Source organism: Chryseobacterium sp. Bi04, assembly GCF_918698085.1.
In the GTDB taxonomy this organism is placed as follows: domain Bacteria; phylum Bacteroidota; class Bacteroidia; order Flavobacteriales; family Weeksellaceae; genus Chryseobacterium.
In genome coordinates this window covers 126,437-151,841 of record NZ_CAKKLP010000013.1, presented here as the reverse complement: position 1 = coordinate 151,841, position 25,405 = coordinate 126,437, and the positions used below count along the sequence as shown (strand labels likewise).

The 25,405-nt window shown below is 36.5% G+C and carries 18 protein-coding genes and 1 pseudogene; 8 read left to right on the top strand and 11 right to left on the bottom strand.

Annotation, left to right across the window (positions count from 1 at the left end):
• Positions 1-230: 230 nt before the first annotated feature.
• Together uvrC and LQV47_RS18255 are read right to left on the bottom strand one after the other, a co-directional pair.
• Positions 231-2,024 (bottom strand): excinuclease ABC subunit UvrC, encoded by a 1,794-nt coding sequence (gene uvrC / locus LQV47_RS18260; protein ID WP_230040050.1) that lies wholly within the window; start codon positions 2,022-2,024, stop codon positions 231-233.
• Positions 2,025-2,112: 88 nt separating this feature from the next.
• The gene (locus tag LQV47_RS18255) at positions 2,113-2,874 is read right to left on the bottom strand and encodes a hypothetical protein (protein WP_230040048.1); all 762 of its coding nucleotides are present in this window, start codon (positions 2,872-2,874) and stop codon (positions 2,113-2,115) included.
• A 129-nt stretch (positions 2,875-3,003) separates the two neighbouring features.
• On the opposite strand from LQV47_RS18255, the gene hutH reads away from it, so the two are divergent.
• The 3 genes from hutH to LQV47_RS18240 all read left to right on the top strand — a co-directional run bounded on the left by hutH (position 3,004) and on the right by LQV47_RS18240 (position 6,610).
• A complete protein-coding gene (gene hutH / locus LQV47_RS18250) occupies positions 3,004-4,491 on the top strand; it encodes a histidine ammonia-lyase (protein WP_230040046.1) in 1,488 nt (495 codons plus the stop codon).
• Positions 4,492-4,557: 66 nt separating this feature from the next.
• Positions 4,558-5,004, top strand: a complete 447-nt coding sequence (locus LQV47_RS18245; protein ID WP_230040044.1) for a GNAT family N-acetyltransferase — start codon at positions 4,558-4,560, stop codon at positions 5,002-5,004.
• Between the two features lie 127 nt (positions 5,005-5,131).
• The gene (locus LQV47_RS18240; RefSeq protein ID WP_230040042.1) at positions 5,132-6,610 is read left to right on the top strand and encodes a S8 family serine peptidase; all 1,479 of its coding nucleotides are present in this window, start codon (positions 5,132-5,134) and stop codon (positions 6,608-6,610) included.
• A gap of 224 nt (positions 6,611-6,834) precedes the next feature.
• On the opposite strand, the gene ygiD is transcribed toward LQV47_RS18240, so the two are convergent.
• Complete coding sequence (gene ygiD, locus LQV47_RS18235; RefSeq protein ID WP_230040040.1) at positions 6,835-7,662, bottom strand: 4,5-DOPA dioxygenase extradiol; 828 nt, start codon at positions 7,660-7,662, stop codon at positions 6,835-6,837.
• A gap of 80 nt (positions 7,663-7,742) precedes the next feature.
• A complete protein-coding gene (locus tag LQV47_RS18230; protein WP_103291681.1) occupies positions 7,743-8,255 on the bottom strand; it encodes a YceI family protein in 513 nt (170 codons plus the stop codon).
• A 462-nt stretch (positions 8,256-8,717) separates the two neighbouring features.
• Between LQV47_RS18230 and LQV47_RS18225 the strand changes: the two genes are divergently transcribed.
• A complete protein-coding gene (locus LQV47_RS18225) occupies positions 8,718-10,856 on the top strand; it encodes a DPP IV N-terminal domain-containing protein (protein ID WP_230040038.1) in 2,139 nt (712 codons plus the stop codon).
• A 386-nt stretch (positions 10,857-11,242) separates the two neighbouring features.
• Positions 11,243-12,244, top strand: a pseudogene (locus LQV47_RS18220) (LLM class flavin-dependent oxidoreductase).
• 788 nt (positions 12,245-13,032) lie between these two features.
• On the opposite strand, the gene LQV47_RS18215 reads toward LQV47_RS18220, so the two are convergent.
• The 3 genes from LQV47_RS18215 to LQV47_RS18205 form a co-directional block, all read right to left on the bottom strand.
• A complete protein-coding gene (locus LQV47_RS18215; RefSeq protein ID WP_230040036.1) occupies positions 13,033-16,068 on the bottom strand; it encodes an SMC family ATPase in 3,036 nt (1,011 codons plus the stop codon).
• 3 nt (positions 16,069-16,071) lie between these two features.
• Entirely contained in the window at positions 16,072-17,277 is a 1,206-nt protein-coding gene (gene sbcD, locus LQV47_RS18210; RefSeq protein WP_230040034.1) for an exonuclease subunit SbcD, read from the bottom strand.
• Positions 17,278-17,402: 125 nt separating this feature from the next.
• A complete protein-coding gene (locus tag LQV47_RS18205; RefSeq protein ID WP_230040032.1) occupies positions 17,403-17,555 on the bottom strand; it encodes a hypothetical protein in 153 nt (50 codons plus the stop codon).
• Between the two features lie 121 nt (positions 17,556-17,676).
• Here LQV47_RS18205 and LQV47_RS18200 point away from each other — a divergent pair, with 121 nt between their 5' ends.
• Entirely contained in the window at positions 17,677-17,928 is a 252-nt protein-coding gene (locus LQV47_RS18200; RefSeq protein ID WP_230040030.1) for a VF530 family protein, read from the top strand.
• A gap of 115 nt (positions 17,929-18,043) precedes the next feature.
• A complete protein-coding gene (locus LQV47_RS18195) occupies positions 18,044-18,544 on the top strand; it encodes an FKBP-type peptidyl-prolyl cis-trans isomerase (RefSeq protein ID WP_230040028.1) in 501 nt (166 codons plus the stop codon).
• Positions 18,545-18,878: 334 nt separating this feature from the next.
• Here the strand turns inward: LQV47_RS18195 and LQV47_RS18190 are convergent, their stop codons facing one another.
• The 3 genes from LQV47_RS18190 to LQV47_RS18180 form a co-directional block, all read right to left on the bottom strand.
• Positions 18,879-19,472, bottom strand: a complete 594-nt coding sequence (locus LQV47_RS18190; protein WP_230040027.1) for a hypothetical protein — start codon at positions 19,470-19,472, stop codon at positions 18,879-18,881.
• 4 nt (positions 19,473-19,476) lie between these two features.
• Positions 19,477-19,854, bottom strand: a complete 378-nt coding sequence (locus tag LQV47_RS18185; RefSeq protein ID WP_230040025.1) for a YchJ family protein — start codon at positions 19,852-19,854, stop codon at positions 19,477-19,479.
• Positions 19,855-19,995: 141 nt separating this feature from the next.
• Positions 19,996-22,137, bottom strand: coding sequence for a M3 family metallopeptidase (locus LQV47_RS18180; RefSeq protein WP_230040022.1), 2,142 nt, complete (start codon positions 22,135-22,137; stop codon positions 19,996-19,998).
• A 561-nt stretch (positions 22,138-22,698) separates the two neighbouring features.
• Here LQV47_RS18180 and LQV47_RS18175 point away from each other — a divergent pair.
• Positions 22,699-23,514 (top strand): head GIN domain-containing protein, encoded by an 816-nt coding sequence (locus LQV47_RS18175; RefSeq protein WP_230040021.1) that lies wholly within the window; start codon positions 22,699-22,701, stop codon positions 23,512-23,514.
• 1 nt (position 23,515) lies between these two features.
• Here LQV47_RS18175 and LQV47_RS18170 read toward each other — a convergent pair whose 3' ends face one another.
• Positions 23,516-25,402 (bottom strand): monovalent cation:proton antiporter-2 (CPA2) family protein, encoded by a 1,887-nt coding sequence (locus tag LQV47_RS18170; RefSeq protein WP_230040019.1) that lies wholly within the window; start codon positions 25,400-25,402, stop codon positions 23,516-23,518.
• Positions 25,403-25,405: the final 3 nt, after the last annotated feature.

Here is a 25,405-nt window from a genome sequence, read left to right as displayed (position 1 = left end):
TTATATATATTGTTTTTAAGTGATCATTAGGGATTTATTATATTTTGTCTTTTTATGGGACAATAACTTAATCTATATGCCAATTCCTACATAAACATAGTAAAGGCCATTTTAGAAAATCTAAAAAGGCCTTTTATTATTGGAATTTTGATAGTATTTTAAAAATATCAAAATCAAATGCATATAGGATGGAAAAAAGTGTGACAGTAAAATGCGGATGTAAAAGCGTTTTAATTTGAATTAAAAAATTCCCAAACTACCTTCGCTTTACTCTTGCCCAGAATTTCTTCTAATGTTTCCAGATTGGATTCTTTAATCCTTTTAACAGATTTAAGTTTTGATAATAACAATTCAATTGTTTTTTCTCCCACTCCGGGAATCTCCTCCAGTTCAGATTTTATAGTAGAGTTCTTTCTTCTTGTTCTATGATGTTTAACTCCAAAACGGTGGGCTTCATCACGAACTCTTTGAAGAATTTTTAATGTTTCAGATTTTTTGTCAAGATAGAGCGGAATAGGATCTTCGGGAAAGAATATCTCTTCCAGTCTTTTTGCAATCCCCACAATAGTTATCTTACCATAAAGACCCAATAATTTCAGGCTCTTTACAGCAGAAGATAGCTGGCCCTTTCCGCCATCTATCAGAATTAATTGGGGCAGATCTTCTCCTTCATCTACCATTCTTTTATAACGGCGATAGATCACCTCCTCCATCGTAGCAAAGTCATTAGGCCCTTCTACGGTTTTAGGATGAAAAATCCTGTAGTCTGCTTTGCTGGGCCTGCCGTCTTTAAAAACTACACAGGCAGAAACCGGGTTTGTTCCCTGAATATTGGAGTTGTCAAAACCTTCAATATGTCTTGGCTCTACAGGCATTCTGAGCAGTTTTTGCATCTCAGCCATTATCCTGTTGGTATGTCTTTCAGGATCTACAATCTGAACCTGTTTTAATTTTTCAAGACGGTATTCTTTAGCGTTTTTTTCGGACAGCTCTACAATTCTCTTTTTATCACCTACTTTAGGAACAATAAGTTTTACATTAGGGATTTCTACAGACAAATGAAAAGGAAGCAATACTTCTTTCGAGTTGGAGCTGAATTTCTGCCTGATCTCAATTAAAGCCTCTTCCATAATATCTTCATCCGCTTCCTCTAAGATTTTTTTAATCTCTGTAGTGAAACTCTGAATAATATTTCCGTTTCTTATTTTAAAAAAATTGACATACGCGGCGGTTTCATCACTCACCATTCCAAAAACATCCACATCGTCAATATTAGGATTGACAACCGTATTTTTAGCTTGGTAATCTTCCAATATATCCAGTCTTTCTTTGATAATCTGAGCTTCTTCAAACTGCAAATTAGAGGCGAGTTTCATCATCTGATTGATCAGATAATCTTTTGCCTTCCGGAATTCTCCTTTGATCATTCCACGGATAGCATCTATCTTTTCATCATAATCCTCTTTACTTTCAAGATCTTCACAAGGCCCTTCACAATTTTTGATATGATATTCAAGACAGACTTTGTATTTTCCGTCGGCTATTTTATTCGGAGAAAGATTCAGATTACAGGTTCTCAGTTTATAGATATGCTTGATGGTATCTAATAATATTTTTGCCGGACGCACTTTTGCATAGGGACCATAGTATTCAGAACCATCTTTAATTACATTTCTGGTGAGAAAAATTCTGGGGAAATCTTCATTTTTAATACAGATCCAGGGATAGGTTTTATCATCTTTTAACATCACATTGTAAAATGGCTGATGTTCTTTGATCAGATTGTTTTCCAATAAAAGAGCGTCATACTCACTGTTTACAATAGTAGTTTCCAGGCGCTGGATTTTCCCAACCATTATTTTGATCCTGTACCCTGAAAGGTTTTTGTTGAAGTAGGAGAGAACCCTCTTTTTTAAGTTTTTGGCCTTACCCACATACAATAGCTGTTCATTTTTATCATAATAACGATAAACACCGGGTTCCGAAGGTAAAGTTTTGAGCTGTAATTCTAAAGAAGGATTCATATAACAAAATTAAGGAATCTTTCTATATTTAAAAAAAGAATACCTGTAGAATTGCTCCGCAGGTATTAATTCTATAAATTGAATGTTTTTATCCGTTATTCATATCAGTGTAAGCACTGATAAGAAAGCTGAAATAATCCCACTCTACAGAGTTTTTAGGATATTTTTTCATGAATTCTGCATTGTCACCAAAAAGGAAATCATAGTTGTCTTCAAAATCATCTTTATGAAGCCACATAATTTTGTCTCCTTTCTTTACATAATAAGATTTGATAACCCCTCCACCAAGCTGTGGAGAACCCATTACAGAAAAACCTGTTGTTTCTTTAGCTCTAGGATCATGATATACAGAAATAATATCATCGAAACCGGGGTTGATAACCTGCATCAGAAATTCTTTATCATCCTTTTTGTTCTTTAATGAAACCGTTTGGTTTACAAAATAGATCCTGTCATTATTGGTATTCTTTGTTAATTTCTTTGTTCCGAAATTTCTGATATTCCCCATGTACTTGGCCACTTTTGCAATTTTTTCTGCGTTACTTGGATAAACGTACATTTCATTGATCTGTTCAGCATGAAAGGTAGCATTCTTTTTTGTAGCACTGTCTTTGATGGCTACCTCATAAATCTGTCCTTTTTTTGTTTCAATCTTGCTACAAAACCCTTTGTAAGAGGTTCCGTCTTTCAAAATAATGGTTGATGTTTTTTTCGGAGATGGAGTATTGAAACCTTCATTAAAAAGGTATGTTTCCATTTTTTTGATATCCTCTTTAGAGTATTTTACTTTCTGGGCGAAAGTAGTAGTACCTGCAAGGCATAAAGCAAGCAGTAAAGATGTAAGTCTCATGTATTATTGTTTTTTATTCGGCGGTAAAAATAATAAATTAATTAACTTATTTGGAGAAAAAGATAGAACATTGAAATTTAGTTTCTTTAATTATTGTTAAATGTGTAATTTTAAGAAAATTTTTTAGAAATGATATACGGAGTAGATGTTTTAACTTTCCATGATGTTCTGGAAATCTGTAAAAGCCCCAGTAAAGCGAAGCTGAATAAAGCGGCAAAAGAACAAATATTAAAATCTCAGAAAAACGTACAGCAAATAGTAGAATCCGATAGATGTGTATATGGGATCAATACAGGCTTCGGGCCACTGTGCGATACTAAAATATCTGCTGACGAAACAGCCCAGTTGCAGTATAACTTAATTATTTCCCATGCAGTAGGTGTAGGAAAACCCATTGATAAAGAACTTTCAAAGATCATGATAATTGCCAAAGTTCATGCTTTGTCAAAAGGATTTTCCGGAGTTTCTCTTGATGTGATTGAGAGACTGATCCTGATGTTGGAAAAGGATATTATTCCGGTTGTACCGGAGCAGGGTTCTGTAGGTGCATCAGGAGATCTGGCGCCTTTAGCACATCTGGTTCTTCCTTTACTTGGCTTAGGGCAGGTTTGGGAAGGAGACCAGGTTTCCGATACAATGGATGTTTTGGAAAAACACAACCTTGAGCCTTTAGCTTTAGGACCAAAAGAGGGCCTTGGGTTAATTAACGGAACTCAGTTTATCCTGGCCCATGCCATCAAAGGATTGGAAAAATTTGAATACTTATTGGACCTTGCAGATGTCACGGCAGCTATGAGTATTGAAGCATATAGAGGTTCTGCCAGCCCTTTCAAAAAAGAACTTCATGATATCAGACCTTTTGAAGGAAGTAAAAAAGTGGCGGCAAGAATGCTTAAGTTCTTAAAAGGATCAGAAAACATGATGGCGCATGAAGATTGTGAAAGAGTACAGGATCCGTATTCCATGAGATGTGTGCCGCAGGTTCACGGGGCCAGCAGAAATGCTTTTGAACATCTTAGAAGCATGGCTGAAACAGAATTAAACTCTGTTACCGATAATCCGATTGTATTAAGTGCTGAAGAATCTATTTCCGGAGGTAACTTCCACGGACAGCTGATGGCTTTACCTTTAGATTACGCAACGTTAGCGGCTGCAGAATTAGGAAATATCTCAGACAGAAGAAGCTACTTATTATTAGAAGGGAAATATGGACTTCCAAGATTATTAACAGAAAGTTCAGGGTTGAATTCAGGATTTATGATTCCTCAGTATACTTCTGCGGCGTTAGTTACAGAGAACAAAACACTGTGTTTCCCAGCATCTGCAGATTCTATTCCTACAAGTTTAGGTCAGGAGGATCATGTTTCTATGGGAAGTATTTCAGGGAGAAAATTCAATCAGGTCCTGGGAAATCTGGTCAATATTTTAGCCGTTGAGCTGATGTTTGCAGCACAGGGGTTGGAATTCAGAAGGCCTTCCAAATGTTCTAAGATTATTGAAGAGAATGTTGCTGTTCTCCGCTCTAAAGTTACCAAACTTGAAGAAGACAGATTAATAGGCCAGGATATGCTGGCTATTGCAGCCCTGATTAATGAACGAAAATTTATCGTAAAATAAAATATACCCTAAGAAAGCTTCCGAAAGGGAGCTTTTTTGTTTTATCCTATTTTTGATTAAATATATATGACTATAAAAAGACTTGATTCTACCCATCCGGATTTTCAAAATTTAGTACAACTTCTCGATGCAGATCTTGCGGTGCATAATGGGGACGATAATGCTTTTTTTGAACAGTTTAATACAATTGATAAGCTGAAAAACTGTATTGTTGCCTATATTGATGAACTGCCGGCAGCATGCGGAGCATTTAAAGAACTTTCGGAAAATACTGTAGAAATCAAGAGAATGTACACCAATCCGGCTTTCAGAAAAAGAGGGTTAGCTTCTGCCATAGTAGGAGAATTGGAAAATTGGGCTAAAGAATCGGGATTTGAAAAAGCTGTTTTAGAAACTTCCATAGACTTAAAGAACGCTATTTCTGTCTATGAAAAAAGTGGCTTCTATCACATTCCGAACTATGGACAGTACATTGGAATAGATAATAGTGTCTGTTTTGAAAAAATATTATAGATTTCATTGAATATTGTGAATTTTATCCTTAAAGTGTTATTAATATTCGGATAATATAGAATTCACCTTTAAAAAATAGGTAATTCACAATAAAGTGTTATATTGGTCCCAACCAAAATTATAACATATGAAAAAAAGTGTATTCTTAGTAGCAATATTTTTTGCTTTAAGCTCTTGTAATACCGAAGATCTCCAGAATGAAAGTTCAAACATTGAAATGAGTCAGAAAGACCCCCTGACTGCCAAACAAATTAATGAGGGAATTAACCAGTCCATCAAAACAAAAGGTTCTTTCAACTGGGCCAATCAATCTGATCATTTTTTATGGAGCGCCATCTTTCAGGGAAATAAAATGGTATCCATTGGATTTGGAGAATCTAAAGAAGATTTTGATAGAAGCAAATCTTCAAATAACCAGGCCATGGAAACTGAGATTTTATCGATAATCAAAAAATATGAAGGAAAAGATGAAAGAACTTTCTTTCTTACCTCAGATAAGTACCTCAACCAGATCGATGTAGTTATTGAAAAAGAAGAAACCATTAAAGCGCTTCGACAGATGAAGACTATCCGGTATCTTGAACCGGGGGATTATCACTATTTCGAAAATGAAAATAAATACAATCTAGCTTCAAGATCCTCAGGCAGCGGTTCAGGATGTGGATTTTCATCTACTACTTTGAATGCTGATGACTATACTTCCACCACTCCGGGTGCGAAAATTCCCTGGGCTTTTACCAAACATAATATTCCTGGTGCATGGGGCTACAGTACCGGAGCTGGCGTTACCATTGGCCTGGTAGATACAGGCGTTTCACCAGAGCAAGCGTTTCTTGGAAACAGCTTTAATAACGGATCCTCCTCAGGGAGAACAATCAGTAAATTTGGGGTCTATAATTCAGATGGTTCTGCAGATCAGTGTGGGCACGGAACAAAAATGGCTTCCGTAATGGCGGCACCGAGAAATAATGCAGGACTGCCTGTAGGAGTTGCCTATAATGCCAATTTAATTGCTTACAGGGCTGCAACAAATGTAGTATTGGATACCTCAAGTGAGCAGACAGGAGTGAAAACGGCATTTACAGAGCTGGCAAATAATGCCAGTGTAAAGATTATTTCTATGTCTATGGGACATATTTTTTCAGTAGGAAAAATTGAAGATGGTGTAAAATATGCCTATTCCAAAGGAAAATTGATTTTCTGTGCAGGAGGTACCTCTACCAGCTTTACCACTTTTGTAGGCGTTATTTTTCCTGCATGGATGCCGGAAACACAAGCCATAACCGGAGTGAAAGAAGGAACTTCCAATCAGAAATGTGATGTTTGCCATTCCGGAGGTGAGATAGACTTTACCTTCCAGATGGAAAGAGCTTCGGGAAATACAGTTCCGGTTTTAAGTTATTATAACGGACAGGCCGATTATGTAGGCGGTTCATCAGTAGCTACCGCGGCAACAGCCGGAATTGCAGCTTTGGTATGGGCTAAAAATCCATCATGGACAAGAGACCAGGTCCTTAATAAAATGAGACAGTCTGCCACTTATTACCCAAATGTGAATTCAAGCTATGGCTATGGAAACATCAATGTTTTAAAAGCAGTACAATAAAATACTATTTCAAAAATAGGCCCCTCAACCTATCTGGTTGAGGGGCTTTATTATATCTGTTTTTTGCTTTCACTTGCCACGCATTCCGCTTAGCATAGAAGAGAACCTTTGCTGAGTTCACCGCCATTGTTAACGTACAATGTTTTCAATTTTCAACAGTATTTGGTGTCCTTTAGCATTAAAAATATTCTAAAAAACACTTATCCTAAGCTCAAGGTAGAAAATTATCCAATTCTCACACTTGTCATGCTTAATGAACCTCCAATAAGTTCGTCATTAAATAAAGACAATTGTTCAGACCGGTCTTTCAACCCTAAAGTATAGATAAGCGGAAGATAGTGATCAGGGGTAGGCACAGCGTATTGCAAAAATGTTCCCTGTTTCTGATAATCAATAATAGGCTGAAAATTACTGTCAACAAGCCAATTGTTGGTTTTTTCCCTGGCTTCCACTGCCCAGTCCCAGCCGGCACCCACCGTATTGATATTTTTCCAGTCGATTAAACGCAGGTTATGAACAATATTTCCGCTGCCAATGATCAGAATTCCTTTTTCACGGAGTTTATGAAGCCTTTTTGCCAGGTCATAATGATATTGCGGAGGCTTGGTATAATCAATACTCAGTTGAATGACCGGAATATCAGCTTCAGGATACATATGTCTGATGACAGACCATGCCCCATGATCCAGCCCCCAGCTATGGTCTTCTTCAGCCTCCACGGGTAACAACAGCTCTGCAGTTTCCGCAGCAAGCTCCGGATTTCCGGGAGCAGGATACTGTACATCAAATAATTCTTTCGGAAAACCATAAAAATCATGAATGGTTTTTGGCATTTCCATGGCGGTGACAAGCGTTCCTTCCGTATACCAGTGTGCAGAAATACACAGAATAGCATTAGGCTTGGGAATTTCCGTAGCCGCTTTTCGGAAGCCCTGTACAAATTGGTTTTCTTCAATAGCATTCATAGGAGAGCCATGTCCCAAAAATAGAACAGGCATTCGCTGAGTGCTTTGGAAGTTTTCACTTATGTTTTGCAGATCGTTGAGGTTCATAATTTAAATAATAATAAAAAATAAAAGGTTCAAGGTTTTTAGTAAAATCCCTGAACCTTTTATAAAATATATGAAAAAAACTATGCTTGTTTTACAAACTGTAATTCACCAGCTACTTTTACATCATCACTTACCATTACTCCTCCTGCTTCTAAAGCTGCATTCCAGTTTAATCCGAAATCTTTTCTGCTTATTTTCCCTTCAAAAGAGAATCCCGCTTTTGTATTTCCCCACGGATCAACATTGATTCCTCCGAAATCTACATCTAACGTTACAGGCTTCGTAATCCCATTGATCGTAAGATTTCCCACTACCTGATCATTCAGGGCCTGAGAGTCAAAAGTAATCGTTGGATATTGCTCAGCATTGAAGAATTCACCAGACTTTAGGTGATTATCTCTGTCTGTATTATTGGTGAAAACAGAATCCGTCTGAATAGTAGCGGTAGTTTTTGCATTGGCGAAAGTATCATCCTCCGCTTCGATTTCTGCAGTGAAAGTTCTGAAACTTCCTTTTACATTAGAAATCATCATATGTTTTACTTTAAAAGTAATCTCACTATGCGTTGGGTCTAGGTTCCATTTTGTTGCCATTGTATTTTTATTTTTGTTTGTTATTAATGATGCAAATGTAGGATAGAGAGCATATACGGAACATTGATATAGGATAAGAAATGCAGAGGATGTGTAAATTGTGATCTTTTTTTGATAATTATCTTGCTTTTTAGGAGCTTTTTCCCGCTATCCACTCATACTCCTCTCGCCAATACACTCCAACGCTTCCAATCCCCAAATTCTCCAATGCATGCTGTGGGGTAACCGTTACTATCGGGGCTAGACCTTATCCTCATCTTTGACAATATCCTCATTGAGAAGATCAAAATGAAACAATCTCAATGTATTTTGCGCCATGGCAATTTCCAATACTCAAATCCTAATATTAAGGTAAGAAATAATTTCTTTTAATCCATTAACTCCATTTTATGAATGTTTTAATTTAACATTTCTTAACGGATGATTTTTATTTCTTATTTTTGATGGATTCAATTTTACGCAATGAAATTATATAAGTTTTCTTTATTGATGCTGGTTTTGGGAAATGCTGCATTCGCCCAGACACAGAAGTTTACCATGGCGGAGGCTGTAAATGGGATGAGAACCAACCTTGCTGTGAAAAATATTTCACAATTTTCGTGGTCTGCAGACGGGAAATCCTATATCCAGTCCGTGAAAGGAGGGTATCTGGTGACAGATCTGAAAACCAATAAACAAGATACCCTGGTATCCTTAACACAGCTGAACAGGCAGTTTGCCAATGATAAACTGAACGCTGTTCCTCAGATTAAGTTTTCGGGTACTTCAAATGGTTATTTTAACAAAGAGGGTAAAATGTTCTGGATTGAAAAATCAGGAAATGACTGGAAAGTGAAAAATCAGGTTCCTGTAGATAAGGATGCTTCCAATATGAAAATGTTTGGTGATGGCCATACTTTCGCTTTTACAGCAAAGAACAACCTGTTTGTGAGTAAAAACGGAAAAACTATTGCAGTAACTAACGAAACAAATGAAAATATAATCAGTGGGCAGGCTGTTCACAGGAATGAATTTGGCATTGATACCGGAATTTTTCCCGCTCCCAATTCCGAAAGTGTAGCTTTCTATAAAATGGATCAGTCTATGGTGGCAGATTACCCGATCATCGACTGGTCTGTGACACCTGCTGTAAACCACAATATTAAATACCCGATGGCAGGTCAGACTTCTCATCAGGTAACCTTAGGCGTTTTTAATATTAAAACCCAGTCAACAACTTTTCTGAAAGTTGAAGGTGAAAAAGATCAGTATTTAACTGCTGTTACCTGGAGCCCGGATTCAAAATACATTTTTGTAGCAGTGCTGAACAGGGGCCAGAATCATATGAAAATGAATCAGTATGATGCCGTTACCGGAGAACTGGTGAAAACTTTATTTGAAGAGACCGACAGTAAATATGTGGAGCCTCAGCATCCACTTACTTTCTTCCCAAATTCCAATACAGATTTTATCTGGCAAAGCCAGAGAACAGGGTATAACCACTTGTTCCATTACAGCTTGGAAAAAGGATTGGTTGCGCAGATTACAAAAGGTGACTGGCTGGTAACCGATATTTTAGGGTTTAATGAAAAGAAGAAAGAGATTTATTTTACGTCAACAAAAGAAACTCCTTTAGAAAGACATTTGTATAAGATCAATTGGACCAACTTCAAAATGCAGCGACTGGATGATGCGGAAGGAATGCATGCCGGTGTATTGAGCAGCGACGGAAATTATCTGTATGATGTTTATAGTAATGCCAATTCTCCAAGAATTGGAAATATTATTAATACCAGCAACTTAAAGTCTACGAATATTTTTACAGCAGAAAATACATTGAAAAATTATCAGAGACCTGAAATTAAAAATGTAGAATTGAAAGCTGATGACGGAACACCTTTATATGGAAAGATCATCCTTCCAACAAATTTTGATCCTAATAAAAAGTATCCTACCATTGTTTATCTGTACAATGGTCCACACTTACAGTTAGTAACAAATACTTTCCCGGCTTCAGGAAACTTATGGTATGAATATATGGCTCAGAACGGATATATCATCTTTACCATGGACGGAAGAGGATCTTCTAACCGTGGAATGAAGTTTGAACAGGCTGTATTCAGAAATCTGGGAACTACAGAAATGAATGACCAGATGAAAGGTGTAGACTACCTGAAATCTCTTCCTTATGTAGACGGTGCAAAAATGGGAATCCATGGCTGGAGCTTTGGAGGGTTTATGACTACAAGCTTTATGCTTCGTAAACCGGATGTATTTAAAGTAGGAGTTGCCGGAGGACCGGTGATCGACTGGAGCATGTACGAAATTATGTATGGGGAAAGATATATGGATTCACCACAGGAAAATCCACAGGGATATGCTGCGGCCAATCTTTTAGATAAAGTACAGAACCTAAAAGGAAAATTATTGATGATTCACGGAGCTCAGGATGATGTAGTGGTATGGCAGCATTCTATAAAATTCATCAAATCTGCGGTTGATAATGGGGTTCAGTTGGATTACTTTACTTATCCGGGACATCCGCATAATGTGATCGGAAAAGACAGGGTTCACCTGATGCAGAAAATTACAGATTACTTTGATCAGTACCTGAAAAAATAATGGTAAAATCCAGTCTATTTTAGGCTGGATTTTTTTGTTGGAAAACATAAGGGAGCAAAGGATGCTTACTATCATATTGTTTTAAGGCGCAAGAAACCGGGGCTTTTCAGCAAGGATATGTATTCCACGGCAAATATAGAGAGGTCTGCAATTATTATCGCAGATAAAATCCTTGCGTCTTAAAAATGTAACCTTTAAAAACAATTTGCGTCTTTGCGTTTTCCAACACCGTATAAATATAAATTGATATTCTTCAAAAATAAAGTCGTGATATTTGTGCAAGAAACTAGCGTCATTTGTGTTTGGAAATCAAGTTTACGTTCTTAACAAACATCAATGTTTTTGACTTTTTATTCCTGTAATTTTGTGTATATAAAATCAACAATATGGAATTAGGAATAGGAATGTTCGGTGATCTGGCTTTTGATCAGTCCACCGGAAAATATAGAGATGCCGGAACAAAAATTCGTGAGATTTTGGAACAGGTAAAATTGATGGATGAGGTAGGAATCGATGTCTTCGCCATGGGAGAACACCACCGTCCGGATTATGCTGTTTCTTCTCCTGAAATGGTATTGGCAGCAGCAGCAAGTATTACAAAAAATATAAAATTGGCAAGCGGAGTTACCGTCTTAAGCTCTTCAGAGCCGGTAAAGGTGTACGAAGATTTTTCAACCTTAGATCTTATTTCAGACGGAAGAGCAGAAATATTCGTAGGCCGCGGAAGCTTCATCGAATCATTCCCTCTATATGGGTATTCATTGAATGACTATGAGGAGCTTTTTGATGAGAAACTGGAGTTGTTATTAAAGATTAATTCTGAGGAAAATGTAACCTGGTCAGGAAAACTTCGGGCACCGATGCAAAACCAGACCGTGTATCCAAGGGCAAAAAATGATGGAAAACTTTCTATTTGAAGAGCGGTAGGAGGAACTCCTCAATCCGTATTAAGTGCTGCCCAATTGGGAATGCCTCTGGTGGTAGCTATTATCGGAGGAATGCCTGTCAAGTTTAAAAACCTGATTGAGTTTTACAAACAAGAATACCAGAAAGCAGGACATGATGTATCCAAAATGCAGATTGCGATTCATTCCCATACTTTTGTGAGTGATGATCAAAATGTAGTAGACGGATATTTCCATACCTATAAATCTCAGATGGATAGCATAGGGGCCTCAAGAGGATGGGCTCCTTATACTAAAATGCAGTATGAGGGGGGAAGAAACAAAGAAGGCGCTTTATTCATCGGTAGTCCGGCTGAAGTAGCTGATAAAATTGCTTATATGAAAGAGATTTTTGGAATCACAAGATTTATAGGGCATATGGATATCGGAGACCCGGCTCATGACTTGGTGATGAAATCCATTGAATTACTCGGGAAGAAGTAAAACCATTGGTACAAAACCTGTAATTGCCGGATGTTATTAAACCACAAAAGGTCACAAAAGATTTTAGACACTTTAGATTTTTTTAAGCTAATATCAAACTGCTGAGAAGTACACATAAGTTTTATGAAAATCTTATTTTCTTCTAAAGTGAACTTACTTGTATTCAGTTATTTTTGTACTTACTTAAGTGAGCTAAAGTGTTTAAAAAATATTCATTCTTTAGAATAACGTATTTGTCATTCTGCAGGAATCTGAGCATAGCTATTATTTACGTTTTGTAAAGCTAATTTTAAGTATCTGGATTCCTTCGGAATGACAATTTTTGCAGGTATTATCTTATTCAATTAGAATAACAGCACTTGTCATTCCGCAGGAATCCAGACATAATAAAAATCTGCTCAATCAATCTGCGAAAGAAATATAACCACAAAAGGTACTCGGCTTAAAAACTTTAAATCGCGCATAATCTTGATGAGCATATGCCAATTATTAAGCTTTCTCTCCAAGCCTAATTTACACAAAACTTCTGAATCTTTCTTTTTACGATATACCAAGTAGTGGTTATCTCTCACAAAATATTTCTTCTGTCTCTCTAGCATTATACTCCAAAAGTAAATTTACAATTGCACTGCATAAAAGGTTTACGTGAGTTGAAAATCGAAGATTTTCATAATCTTAAGTGTACTTTCTATGCCCAAGCTTGTTACTTGAAAATAACTTAAGTGTTTAAAATACTTTTGTGCCTTTTGACTACTTCGAATCTTTGATTTGGGGTTTAAAATATAAAGTTAAACAATTTCAATCAGGCTTCCTCTTTCCTCATCTTTAATAATATTGAGTGCTGTAGGAATTTTTTCTTTAAGTTCTTCTACATGAGAAATAATTCCCACAATTCTGTTCTCTTTCATCAGGTTGGTAAGGGTCTCAAAAACAATATTTACCGATTCAGCATCCTGCGTTCCAAAACCTTCATCAATAAAAAAGAAATTTTTATCTGCCTGAGCATTGGCCTGAACACTTTCTGCCAAAGCCAGTGCAAGACTTAATGAAACCTGAAAAGCCTGGCCGCCCGAAAGCGTTTTTACACTTCTGCTTCTGCCTTCGTTAAGGTAATCAATGATCTCAAAATCATTATTCTCATTAAGCTGAAGGCTCAGCTGATTTCTGGTCATCCTATGAAAACGCAGATTGGCGTGATCACAAAGCTGTCTTAAATAGATAGAAGAAACATACTGCACAAAACCGGCCCCTTTAAACAGATTCATCATCAGCTTTAAATTTTCGGAACGCTTTTGAAGCTTTGACAGGGCTTTCAACAGCTCTTCTTTTTTGCTGTATTCTTTTTCCAGCCGCTCTATTTCAGAAATCATCTTTACAACAGAATCATTCATTTGTTTTAATTCATTCTGAGCCTCAATGAAATGTTTTTCAGCTGAAGAAAACTGTTCATCATTAAACAGAAGGCCTTTAAGCTTTAATTCTAATCCTTCAATAATCTTCTTTAAGGTTTCAAAGTCAATTCTGAACTGTTGAACTTCGGCCCTGGTCTGCAGGACGTTAAGTTTTTGAAGCAGAATGATCTCAACTTCTTTAAAATCAGTGATATTTTGTGCAGCCAGGGCATTAGTGATAGCCTCGGTATTTTCCGAAATTTCTTTTTCAAGAGCTGAAATCTGTTTTTCAGACTGGCTCAGGATGGCTTTTTGCTCTGCCAGTTTTGGAGCTATTATTTTTTCCTGTTGAGCTGCTTTCTGATAATTCTGTTCTGTTTCAGTATTAGACAGTACCAGTTTCTGGTAAGTTTCCTCTATTTCTGCAAGTGTTTTCTGTTCATAATGATTCCAATCCAGAATTTTTAAGCTGGAACGGCTGATATTAATCTGTTCCTGTTTTGTAGCCTCTTCCAGCTTGAAAGTTTCAAGGGCAGTTTTATATTTTTCTAAAAGTTTATTTTCCTTTTCAAGTATTTCCCGTTCTGCAGTAATATGCTGTTCTGTTTCTTCCATCTTTTTTTCAAGAGCAAAGGAATCAGACCTTTTTTTCTCAAATTCATCTTCATGATCCGGACTGAACTGTTTCCATATAAAATGTTGAAAATGAACTTCAATATCTTTTTGAATCCGTTCCAAAATTCTCTGCTCAGCAATAAGTTGCTCTTCAAAGATCTTTTTCCTGTCCAGAATCTTCTCAATTTCCGTTTCCTGTTTTTGAATATTCAGGATATCATGGTCAAGGGTACTTATTTTATCCTGAATCTCCTGAAGTTCAAAATTTACATCTTGAATTTCCACAATATGAGGATGCTCCAAAGAACCACAAAGCGGACAAGATTCTCCGTCGTGAAGCTCATGGGCGAACCGGGAAAGCTCTTTTTGAATCTTTAGATGATCCAGTTTTTGTGAAAGCACTTTTTTATTTAATTCCAGAACTTCCCTCTTTTTTTTGAATTCCTCTCTGAAATTTTCACGAAAAGAAAAAGGTTTGAGTTCTCCTGAAATGGCTTCAATCTGTTTTTGCTGTTTCTCAATCTTTCCAGCCTGATCGTACAGTGTTTTATTGAGGTTTTTCTGTTGAATAAACCAGTTTCCAACATTGGAAAGAAGGGAGGTGTCAAGTTTCTTTTCTTTTAGCTCATCAATACTTTTAGCCAGCTCCTCAATTTTTTTCTGAACAATTCCTTTATTAATACTTACTTCTGCTACCTTCTCAGAACCGTTCTTAGTTCTGGCGCGAAGTGTTTTAATTTCATCATAAAATCTGAGAATCTGTATAATGATACCCAGATCATTTTCTTGTATTCTGGATTGATCCAAAGCCTTGAACTGAGCTTCAAGGATATAAAGCTGTTCCTTTACAGCAGTAAAATTTTGCTCGGTTTCTTTCAGTATTTTAATTTGATTTTCCCTTTCAATCCGCTTATCTGTAATTTCTTTTGAAAGCTTATTTTTTTCAGCAATTAAAGGATTAAAAGTTCTGGAAATGAGATCGTATAGCTCTGTCTGTGTTTCCAGTGCATCTATTTTAGGCTTCCGTTCAGCCAGTTTTGTAAAACTCTCCTTATGTTGCTTTAAACTTTCAAAATCGGTTTTTAAGTTTTTTAGCTGCTGATAGGTATGGGAGATTTTCTCAAATTTTTCATTGGATTCAGCCAGCTTTTTCTGTTCTTTTGTTAAAAGTCCTTTCTGCAGCTGGATATTTTCTTCACTCACTTCCTCAAACCCTTTGAGCTGACCTTCAAGCTGATCCAGCTCAGACCTGTTTTTTACATTCAGTGTAGACACATTATTCTGAAGATCAAATTTTTGAAGATTGAAAATCTCCTTCATCATATTGGTTCTGTCGGCAGCCCCTAATTCAAGGAATTCTTTAAACTGTCCCTGCGGAATAATAATAGTCCGTTTAAAATTGGCATAGCTTAACCCAATGATAGCTTCTGCATTGGAATGATCCAATGGTATCCATTTATCATTAATATTCTCGTAAAAAGTGACAGCGTAAGGCTTTACATCATCAAATTTTTTAGAATTACGCCTGAAATCTCTAGTTGCACGAAACAGCTTATTCTCATAATTGATGAAATCAAATTCTATATAAGAACTGTTTGACTTTAAATTCATCATATTATAAGCCCTTTTATCACGCATATTCAGACGTTCCGTTTCACCATATAAAGCAAACGAAATAGCTTCAAGAACCGATGATTTACCGGAACCTACAGCACCAAAAATACCAAACAGACCCGCATCAGTGAGGTTTTTAAAGTCAATGCTCTGACGCTCCTGGTAAGAGTATAAACCTTCAATCGTTAGTTGAATGGGAATCATAATTTAGATATTTAAAATTTCGTTAAACAAATCCATAAGCTCTTCATTGACTTCCTGTCCTCCATTTTTAGATTTAAAATAATCCTTGAACAATACTCCTATATCCTGATTTAAATTGATTTCATGTTGCTGTTCTCCGGTTATTTCACTGTTTTTGATTTTGGGAATAAGATGGACGATACCGGTATGAGACTGGTAGATCATCTTTCTTTCATCAGCCGTTAAAAAGGTTTCACTTTCCAAAGTCAGTTCAATAAAGGTATTCGGGTTTTCATTCAGCCACTGAACGGTATCTTCCACAGAGGTAAAAGTTTTCCTTACCAGTGTTCTTCCATTTTTCAACGCCTTCTTTTCAAAAGAAATATTTTTTCCCGGAAATGCTTCAATAATAGAAACATATTTTGTTTGTCCTGCCTCACTAAAGCTATAGCACAAAGGGGAAGAAGAGTAGACAACAGGTTTCTCTGCCGTTCCTATATTTTGAAAACCATGGAGATGGCCTAAAGCGGTATACTGAATCTGATCAGGAATACAATCCGAAAAAATCAGATCAGCATTCCCAATTTTAATAGGCTTTTCCCCTTCAGGTTCCTCCAGAAGTTCAGAGCCTTTTTTGTTCATATACAAATGAGCGGTCAGAAGATTGACACCCAGATCATCACAAAATTCATCAGCAAGATTTTTCCACATCTGGGAAAGTATTTTATTGATTTCTTCTTCCTTATTTTCACCAAAATATTCTTTTAAACGGATCTCATTGGCATAAGGCGTATGCAGAATTCTTACAGGAAAATTTATATTTTTAATAGCCAGTTCAATAAAACCTTCTTTTGAATTCAGAATATTAAAATGTTCGGTCCCAAAAGGAGTAATTTCTGCTTTGGGATGACCTATTAAAATAATTCCGCATTCTCTGGCTAAAGGATCGGGAGCATTGATGAGGCTGGGAGAGTCATGATTTCCGGAAATAGCAATCACAGGGCGTTTACCGTTTAGAGATAAACGTTTCAGGGTTTTATAAAATAGCTCAGAAGCTTCTACTCCCGGATTAAAATTGTCAAAAAGATCGCCGGCAACAATCACAAGGTCAATACCTTCTTCATCAGCAATGCCAATCATCTCTTCCATGACCAGAATTTGCTCTTCCAGACGGGAAAAGCGGTCCAGCCGTTTACCTAAATGCCAGTCGGCGGTATGCAGAATTTTCATAAAAAGTTTATCATTGTTTAAAGGAAATATGGAATGTAATTGTATAATCAGATATATTGAACTAAAATCTGGATATTAAAATACAGGACAAAATTTAAACCGATTAGGCTTAGTCATGAAGATTTTTACAGTTTATCATCGGCTTCTTTTGCCTGGAAGTCTTCTCGAATTTGTTTTAGACGTGCTTTCCTTTCTGCCTCTGCACTTTGTATTTTACGTTTTTTCTGATCAATTTTCTTTTTATTTTTTTTTCTGTTTGCTTCGTTATTTTTGCTCATATTTTTTTTGTAACGAATAATTTTTATTGGTAAGAAATAGCTTCATCAAAAATACTAAAGATTAAGAGTTTAAACAATTTTAGTCGGTAAGTCTGATAAAATATTTTAATTTTACTGCGTTATGGAAGAAAAATCAAAAGATCCTTTACACGGAAAAAGACTTGATGCTATTCTTGAAGAACTCGTAGAATATTATCAGGGTTTTGGGGAATTAGGCGAGCAGATCAACATAAAATGCTTTACAGATAACCCGAGCATCAGTTCTTCATTGAAATTTTTACGGAAGACACCCTGGGCAAGAACGAAGGTTGAAAGTTTGTATCTCTTTATGCTGAGACAGAAGAAAAGAGACGAAACGAAGAGTGGAAAGTAGAAGTCAGTATATTGCTTAAGATTATCCTTTAGCTTGTCTCTTTAAACAATCATTTCAAAAATAGTATATTTGTGCATTATTAATCGTGAAAAAAAGCACGAAAAAAAGGAAAAATATGACAATTGAAAACAACCATGTTGTAGCTGTAAGTTACATACTTCACACAATCGAAGAGGATGGAAGTAAGATTCTTGTAGAAGAAACAGCACCAGAAAATCCACTTACATTTTTGTACGGTGTAGGAATGATGATTCCAAAATTTGAAGAAAATATCCTTGGTTTGAAAGCTGGTGATAAAGCTGGTTTTACAATCCAGCCTGAAGATGCTTATGGTGAAAAACAACCGGATGCTATTGCTCAATTACCTATTGAGATGTTTCAAGAATCGGGGACTCCTCCTGTAGGGGCTATTTTACCTCTATCTGATAATCAGGGGAATAATTTCCAGGCATTTGTGGTAGAAGTAACACCGGAAGTTGTAGTGGCAGACCTTAACCATCCAATGGCAGGTAAAGTTTTGGATTTCCAGGTGGAAATCTTAAATACACGTCCGGCAACAGAAGAAGAATTGTCACATGGCCATGCTCATGGAATTGACGGAACTGAAGCCCACTAAAAAATAATATAAATGTCCGGTTTTTTCGGACATTTTTTTGCAGTATCTGTTGTCAACGATTATATTTTCTCCCGAAGATAAATCAGATCAGTATAAAATGTCTTACATATAATTCCGGGGTCATTTTTCCCCTTAAAATTGTTGAGAAAGACACTCTGAGCAAGAAAATAGAAATCCTATACATTGGTATCAAGACAAAAAATAAACCACAGAACTCAACTGTGGTTTATTTTTATTATAAAGTTAAAAATAAATAAAATGCTTGGTACATTCCCTTCCACTGAATCTCAGATTTGAAGGGGTAGTTTTCGTATTATTCTACCAATTATCTCATCTACTCTGCATCATATTCTGTAACGTCAATGAGCGTAAGGAACCATTTCGTATCTATTTTTGTCATGAAAAATCTCAATCCATTGATAGGAGTCTTTTCCTTAGTATTTTCAGCTAGTGTCACCCAAACTACATTCCTGGGATCAGAATTGATCTTAAAAACGTCCTGATCTTTTACAGGATACTGTTCCAGAAATTTGTCTGCATAGTCGTTGACTCCGTTAGAGTTGAACTGAACATATAATCCTTCTTTTTTCCACTTTTTATTTCCTGAATCGTAGGCAGGGGCGGCTTCAAACTGAATCGGAAATTTATTTTTAATACTCCATACCTTTTGAATATACCCTAACGGCATACTGAAATTAACATCTTCATTTAAAACAAATCCCAGATCACCGCTGCTTTTAAAAAGAACCCCAACTCCATAAGTAGGATTGATATATTGATTCATGAGATCTCCATTTTTAGTCTGAAAACCTTTTAAAATATCAGTAACAGCTAAAGTAATCTGCTTTTTGTCATCAGCAGTCTGGGCATTGAAAAAGCTAAAACCACAAAGCAGAAATAGCATAGTGTATATAATATTCTTTTTCATAGTATTAATTTAGAAACTCACCTGAAACATAATACCAGCGTTCATGCATTTTCTGGAACATAGAAAATTCATGGTGAATTTGTGGATGTCCGTCTTCATCGGTATAGTGCGCTTTAAATTCTACCTGATTTAAAGCGGGTGTACGAATAATTTCCAGTTGGGTCCATTGGTTGATTTCTCCCCACTCCTGAAGATCGCGGGTATTGTGGTATTTCCTTTTTCCCGGAAGAGTGGTTTCCATTAAATAGTCACCATTTGGAATAGCAAATGCCGAAAATCGGGAACGCATCAAAGCTTCTGCAGTGGGAGCATGCTTTTCTCCGGTATGATATGGTTTACAGCATTCTTCGTAAGTTTTTCCTGAGCAGCAGGGACAATCCATATATCTGGTTTTAAATTTGAACCGCAAAAATAATAAATATCAATGGAAACAGGCCCGCTAAAAAAGATGATAAATAAATCTATTGGCTTTACTAACCAAAACATAAAAAAGACGCATTCTTAAAGAATACGTCTGATTGTTTTATTTAATAAACCCTCTGTTTCTCAATAAAGGTTTGATATCCGGATCATGTCCTGTGAAATCTCTGAATGCCTGGTTAAGATCTACAGAATTTCCTACAGAAAGAATATATTTTCTGAATCGGTCACCATTTTCTCTGGTTAATCCGCCATTATTTTTAATCCATTCCCATGCATCATTATCTAATGTTTCAGACCATAAATAAGCATAATATCCTGCTGAGTAGCCACCGCCCCAGATGTGAGCGAAATAAGGAGTATGATATCTTGGAGGAACGGTTGATAACGTAAATCCATGATTAGTTAAGGACTGTTTTTCAAAATCCAGAGCAGGGATCAGCTGGCTGTCATTGGTTACAGAATGCCAATCCATATCTAATGCTGCTGCAGAAACCAATTCTGTGGTCATATACCCTTGGTTGAAAGTAGAAGCCTTTTTAATCTTTTCTACTAAAGCCTGTGGAATAGGTTGTTTTGTTTCGAAATGAACGGCATAATTTTTTAAGACAACCGGATCTAATGCCCAGTGTTCGTTAATTTGTGAAGGAAACTCTACAAAATCTCTCGGTACATTGGTTCCGGAAAGAGAAGGATATTTCTGACTTGCAAACATCCCGTGGATAGAGTGGCCAAATTCATGGAAAATTGTGGAAACATCGTCATAGCTGATTAATGATGGTTTTCCGGGAGCTGGTTTCTGATAATTATAGCAGTTTACAATTACTGGTTTTGTTCCCATCAGATAAGACTGTTCTACAAAGTTACTCATCCACGCTCCTCCATTTTTAGAATCTCTTGTGTAGAAATCCAGATAATAGATAGCAATAGATTTTCCATCATGATCAAAAACTTCATAAGTAACTACATCAGGATGATAAACAGGAAGATCGGTTCTCTTTTTAAATGTCAGTCCATAGAATTTTTCAGCGGCAAAGAAAACACCTTTTTCAAGAACTGTTGTGATTTCAAAATAAGGCTTTATTTCACTTTCGTCAAGATCAAATTTTGCTTTTCTTACCTGTTCAGCATAGAAGGTCCAGTCCCAAGGTTCTACTTTGAAACCTCCTTTTTGCTGATCGATAAGATCCTGAATATCTTTAGCTTCCTGTCTGGCTGTTTCCACGGCAGGAGTTGCCACCTGATTCATCAGTTTCGTGGCAGCTTCCGGAGTTTTTGCCATCTGATCCTGAAGTTTCCATTCAGCATAATTCTTTTTACCTAAAATCTGAGCTTTTTTAAGTCTGAGTTTAGCCAGTTTTTCAATGGTTTCTCTGGTATCGTTGGTATCACCCTTTTCTGCTCTAGTCCATGAAGCTTTGAACAGTTTCTCTCGGGTAGCTCTGTTTTTTAAATTTTGTAAAAGAGGTTGCTGTGTGGTATTTTGTAAAGCCAAAAGGTATTTCCCGGGCTGGCCTGCAGTTTTGGCATCAGCCGCCGCTGCTGCAATTTCATCAGCCGAAAGGCCATCCAGTTCTTTGGCATCAGAGAAGAAGACACCACCTTGCTTTCTTGCTTCCAGCAATTTATTGGCATATTGGGTAGAAAGAGAAGCCAGTTCCTGATTGAGTTGTTTTAATTTCTCTTTATCCGCTGCAGAAAGGTTAGCGCCTGCAATTTCAAAATTTTGTTTATAATATTGTACAAGTCTTTTACTTTCAGAATCCAGACCATCTTCTTTGATGGATTTTATTCTTTTATAAAGATTTTCATTCAGATACATTTTGTCGGAATGTGCAGCAAAAATAGGAGCGTATTCCTCATCTAGCGCCTGCAGTGTAGGATTGGTATTCGCACTGGTAAGATTGGAAAAAACAATTTGTGTCCTTCTCAGCACTTCACCACTTTTTTCCAATGCTACAATAGTATTTTCGAAGGTAGCTGCCGCAGGATTATTTGCAATTTTTACAATTTCAGCTTCATGCTGTTTTAACCCAAAATCAAAAGCAGGCTTAAAATGTTCATTCTTAATTTTATCAAATTCCGGAGCTTCATATTGAAGTTTACTTTTCTTCATGAAAGGATTTGAAGATAAGGAGGGATCCGGTGCAGGAAGTTCCTGTTGAGTATCAGTTTGTTTCATTGTGGTACAAGATTGATTAAACGCCAAAGCAGAAATTAATAATACCGATGAAATATTCTTCATAAAATAGTTGTTATTAAAGCATAAAGATATTAAAAACTTGCATCATAGAAGGTATTTTGTCCCAAATGTATTTATTGAAAATAATGGATAGATATTTTCAGAGCGGGCTACATCTTTTATCTTATGCCTGTTTAACTCATTAAAAATTGAGTCACAAAAGCTTAATGAATCGCTATAAACACTTTAGTTTATTTTAAGATTAAACCGATTGAAAATAAAAGTACACGTAAGCAAAAAATCTTTGTTTTTTTAAAAACTTACGTGAGCTTTATTGAGCTTATTTTCACAGCCTTATTAAGTGCTCAAAAAACTTTGTGACTTTTGACTACGTCAAAATAACATTCATCGACTGAAAGGAGATAATCTTCGATTTGTGGTTAAATAAAAGTGTAAACAGTTTTTCTAAATAAAAGGTAATTAAACAATTGGTAAAATAAACTCATTTATTAATAATTTGGAGAGTGGTTAATCACAGGATTTTAAAGAAGATGTAATATTTTTCATAATTTAGTTGTTGTTAAATAATACGATCGAAATAATAATCTATAAAAATAAATAAACATGAAAAAAAGAACTCTTTTTATTTTTTCCGCCTTAGTGGTATTGGCCTCATGTAATGAAAGACATGAGAAAAAGAACAGAGAAAAAGGCGATTGGGTAGATAAGGTGATCAATAAAGAAAGCGGACCGGTACAGCAGAAAGAATTTAATGGTGATTTTGATGAAATTCAGGTTTCTCAGGCGATTGATGCTGAGGTGATAAAATCTGAAACAGAGAAAGTTGTTATTTCAGCTCCTCAAAGTATCATTAATGAGATTCTTGTAGATAATGAAGGCGGAAAGCTTCATATTCATTATAAACCCGGCATCAGAGTGATGAATATCAATAAGGTGACAGCTAAAATTTATACCAAAGACTTTACAAAACTGATTGCAGGATCAGCTGCAAAAATAGTGGTGAAGGATAAATTTACTCAGGAAAAAACAGATATTGAGATATCAAGTGCTGCCAGTATCTCCGGGGATCTGGAGGCTAATGATTTTGAAATTACAGCAGGCAGCAGCAGTAATTTTAATGGAAAAATATGGGCTGTAAACCTTGATATAGAATCTTCTTCAGGATCAAGTATCGATATTTCAGGTAAAGCTAAGCATGCAGATATCAATTCTTCTTCAGGAAGCAGTATATCAGCAAAAAATGTGATTGCAGATAATGTAGAAGCTGAAGCTTCCAGTGGAGCAAGCGTTGAGATTAGTGCTGTTACAAGTGTTAAAGCAAGTGCTTCATCAGGTGGAAGTGTTGATATTGCTAAAAAAGGCGAACTAAGCAATGTTACTAAAGAAGAAAGCAGTGGCGGAAGCGTAAATATTCACTAGATTAATCCTGGGATTCTTCCTCATCTTCTTCCTCAGCAGATGAGGATCCTTCCCAGTTTTTATTATCAAAATTAAGATTGTCATAAGCCAATAATTCCTCCTCTCGCTGGAGGATTTCTTTTGTTGTAAATAAGGCAATATCGTCATCATCCTTTGCCCTTGCAAGCTTTCTGATAGAAGCCTTATCAATGGCCATAAACCTTTGGCCAAGACGTCTGGCAGCATATTTTCTCATACCTGCTTCATGAAGTACGTCTACAGCCATATCAACAGCGGTACCTAATGTTTCACGATAGATATGATTGATTCCGTTATTGAGGTAATTATAAGCATCAATTCTGTTTTTTGCCCTCACAAAAATTTTCACTGCCGGATAATGCTCACGTACAAGCTCGGCAATGAATTTATTGTCATCAGGATCATCCAGGCATAAAATTAAAATTTCGGCATCTTCAATACCGGCTGCCCTTAAAATAGGAATTCTGGTAGCATCACCATAATATACTTTAAAACCATAGCTTCTCAGCAGCTTTACACGGTCTGAATCCCTGTCCAGAACTGTTGCTGACATTTTGTTTGCTTTTAAAAGACGCCCCACCGTACTTCCAAAATGCCCAAAACCTACAATAATAATTTTCTTTTGGGCCACCTCACTGTCCAGAATATTGAAATCATGTTCTTCCTCAGGAATTTCTTTAATAAATCTGGGGGTAATAAACTTATCATTAACAATAAGAAGAATAGGAGTGATGCACATGGTAATTGCTGTGACAGCCATTAATTGTGCATTCAGCTCAGGGCTTAAAAGATAAAGATCAGAAGCGTAATTGATCAGGACAAAGGCAAATTCTCCCACCTGGGAAAGTGCAAACGCATAGAAAAGGCTTTGTGGAGTATCTATTCTGAAAAATTTTCCAATAGCATATAAAACGATAAATTTTACCGTTACCACTGCAAAGACGGTACTAAATATAAATAAAGGATCCTGCTGGATAATATTAAAATTGATGGTGGAGCCTACACTCACAAAAAATACAGCCAGTAAAAGTCCTTTAAAAGGATTGATCTGTGCTTCAAGCTCATGACGGAATTCACTGTTGGCCAGCATTACTCCGGCAAGAAAGGCTCCCAATGCCGGAGACAGACCGATAACGATCATCAGCTCAGAAACGCCAATCACTAAAAATAAGGAAGAGGCAGTTAAGAGTTCTGTCATTCCTGATTTTGAAACATAGCGTAAAAAAGGAACAAATACATATCTTCCTAATAAAATAAGCAAGGCAACCCCTATAATCACTGTTCCCGCCTGAAGCCACTCCGGAAGCTTTTGAATCAGAATCTGAATTTCATTATCATGATGTTTCGCTTTGTAGTTGGCAATGATGGGAAGTATAGCCAGAATAGGGATCACAGAAATATCCTGAAATAACAATGTAGAGAATGAAGCTTCCCCTGCTGTTGTTTTAAAGTTGTTTTTTTCCTGTAAAGTCTGTAGTACAATTGCTGTAGAAGACAGGGCAAAACACATGGCCACGGCTACGGCCTTATCTACTCTCCATCCCACACTGATGAATATCAGAACAAGTAAGGAAATTGTAAGTGCCATTTGGGTGAGACCCAGGCCCATGATTTTCTTACGCATCTCCCAAAATTTTCGCGGCTCCAGCTCAAGTCCTACCAGAAATAAGAGCATGATCACCCCAAACTCACTGGCGTGCATAATATCATTTACATTATTTCCTGTAAGCCTGAGGACATAAGGGCCAATGATGATCCCCCCTAAAATATAACCGATCACAGAACTCAGACCGAATTTTCTGGCCAGTGGAACCATAATAATAGCTACACCCAGAAAAAGTAATGTGTTCATTGCTAAGCTGGATTCCATATT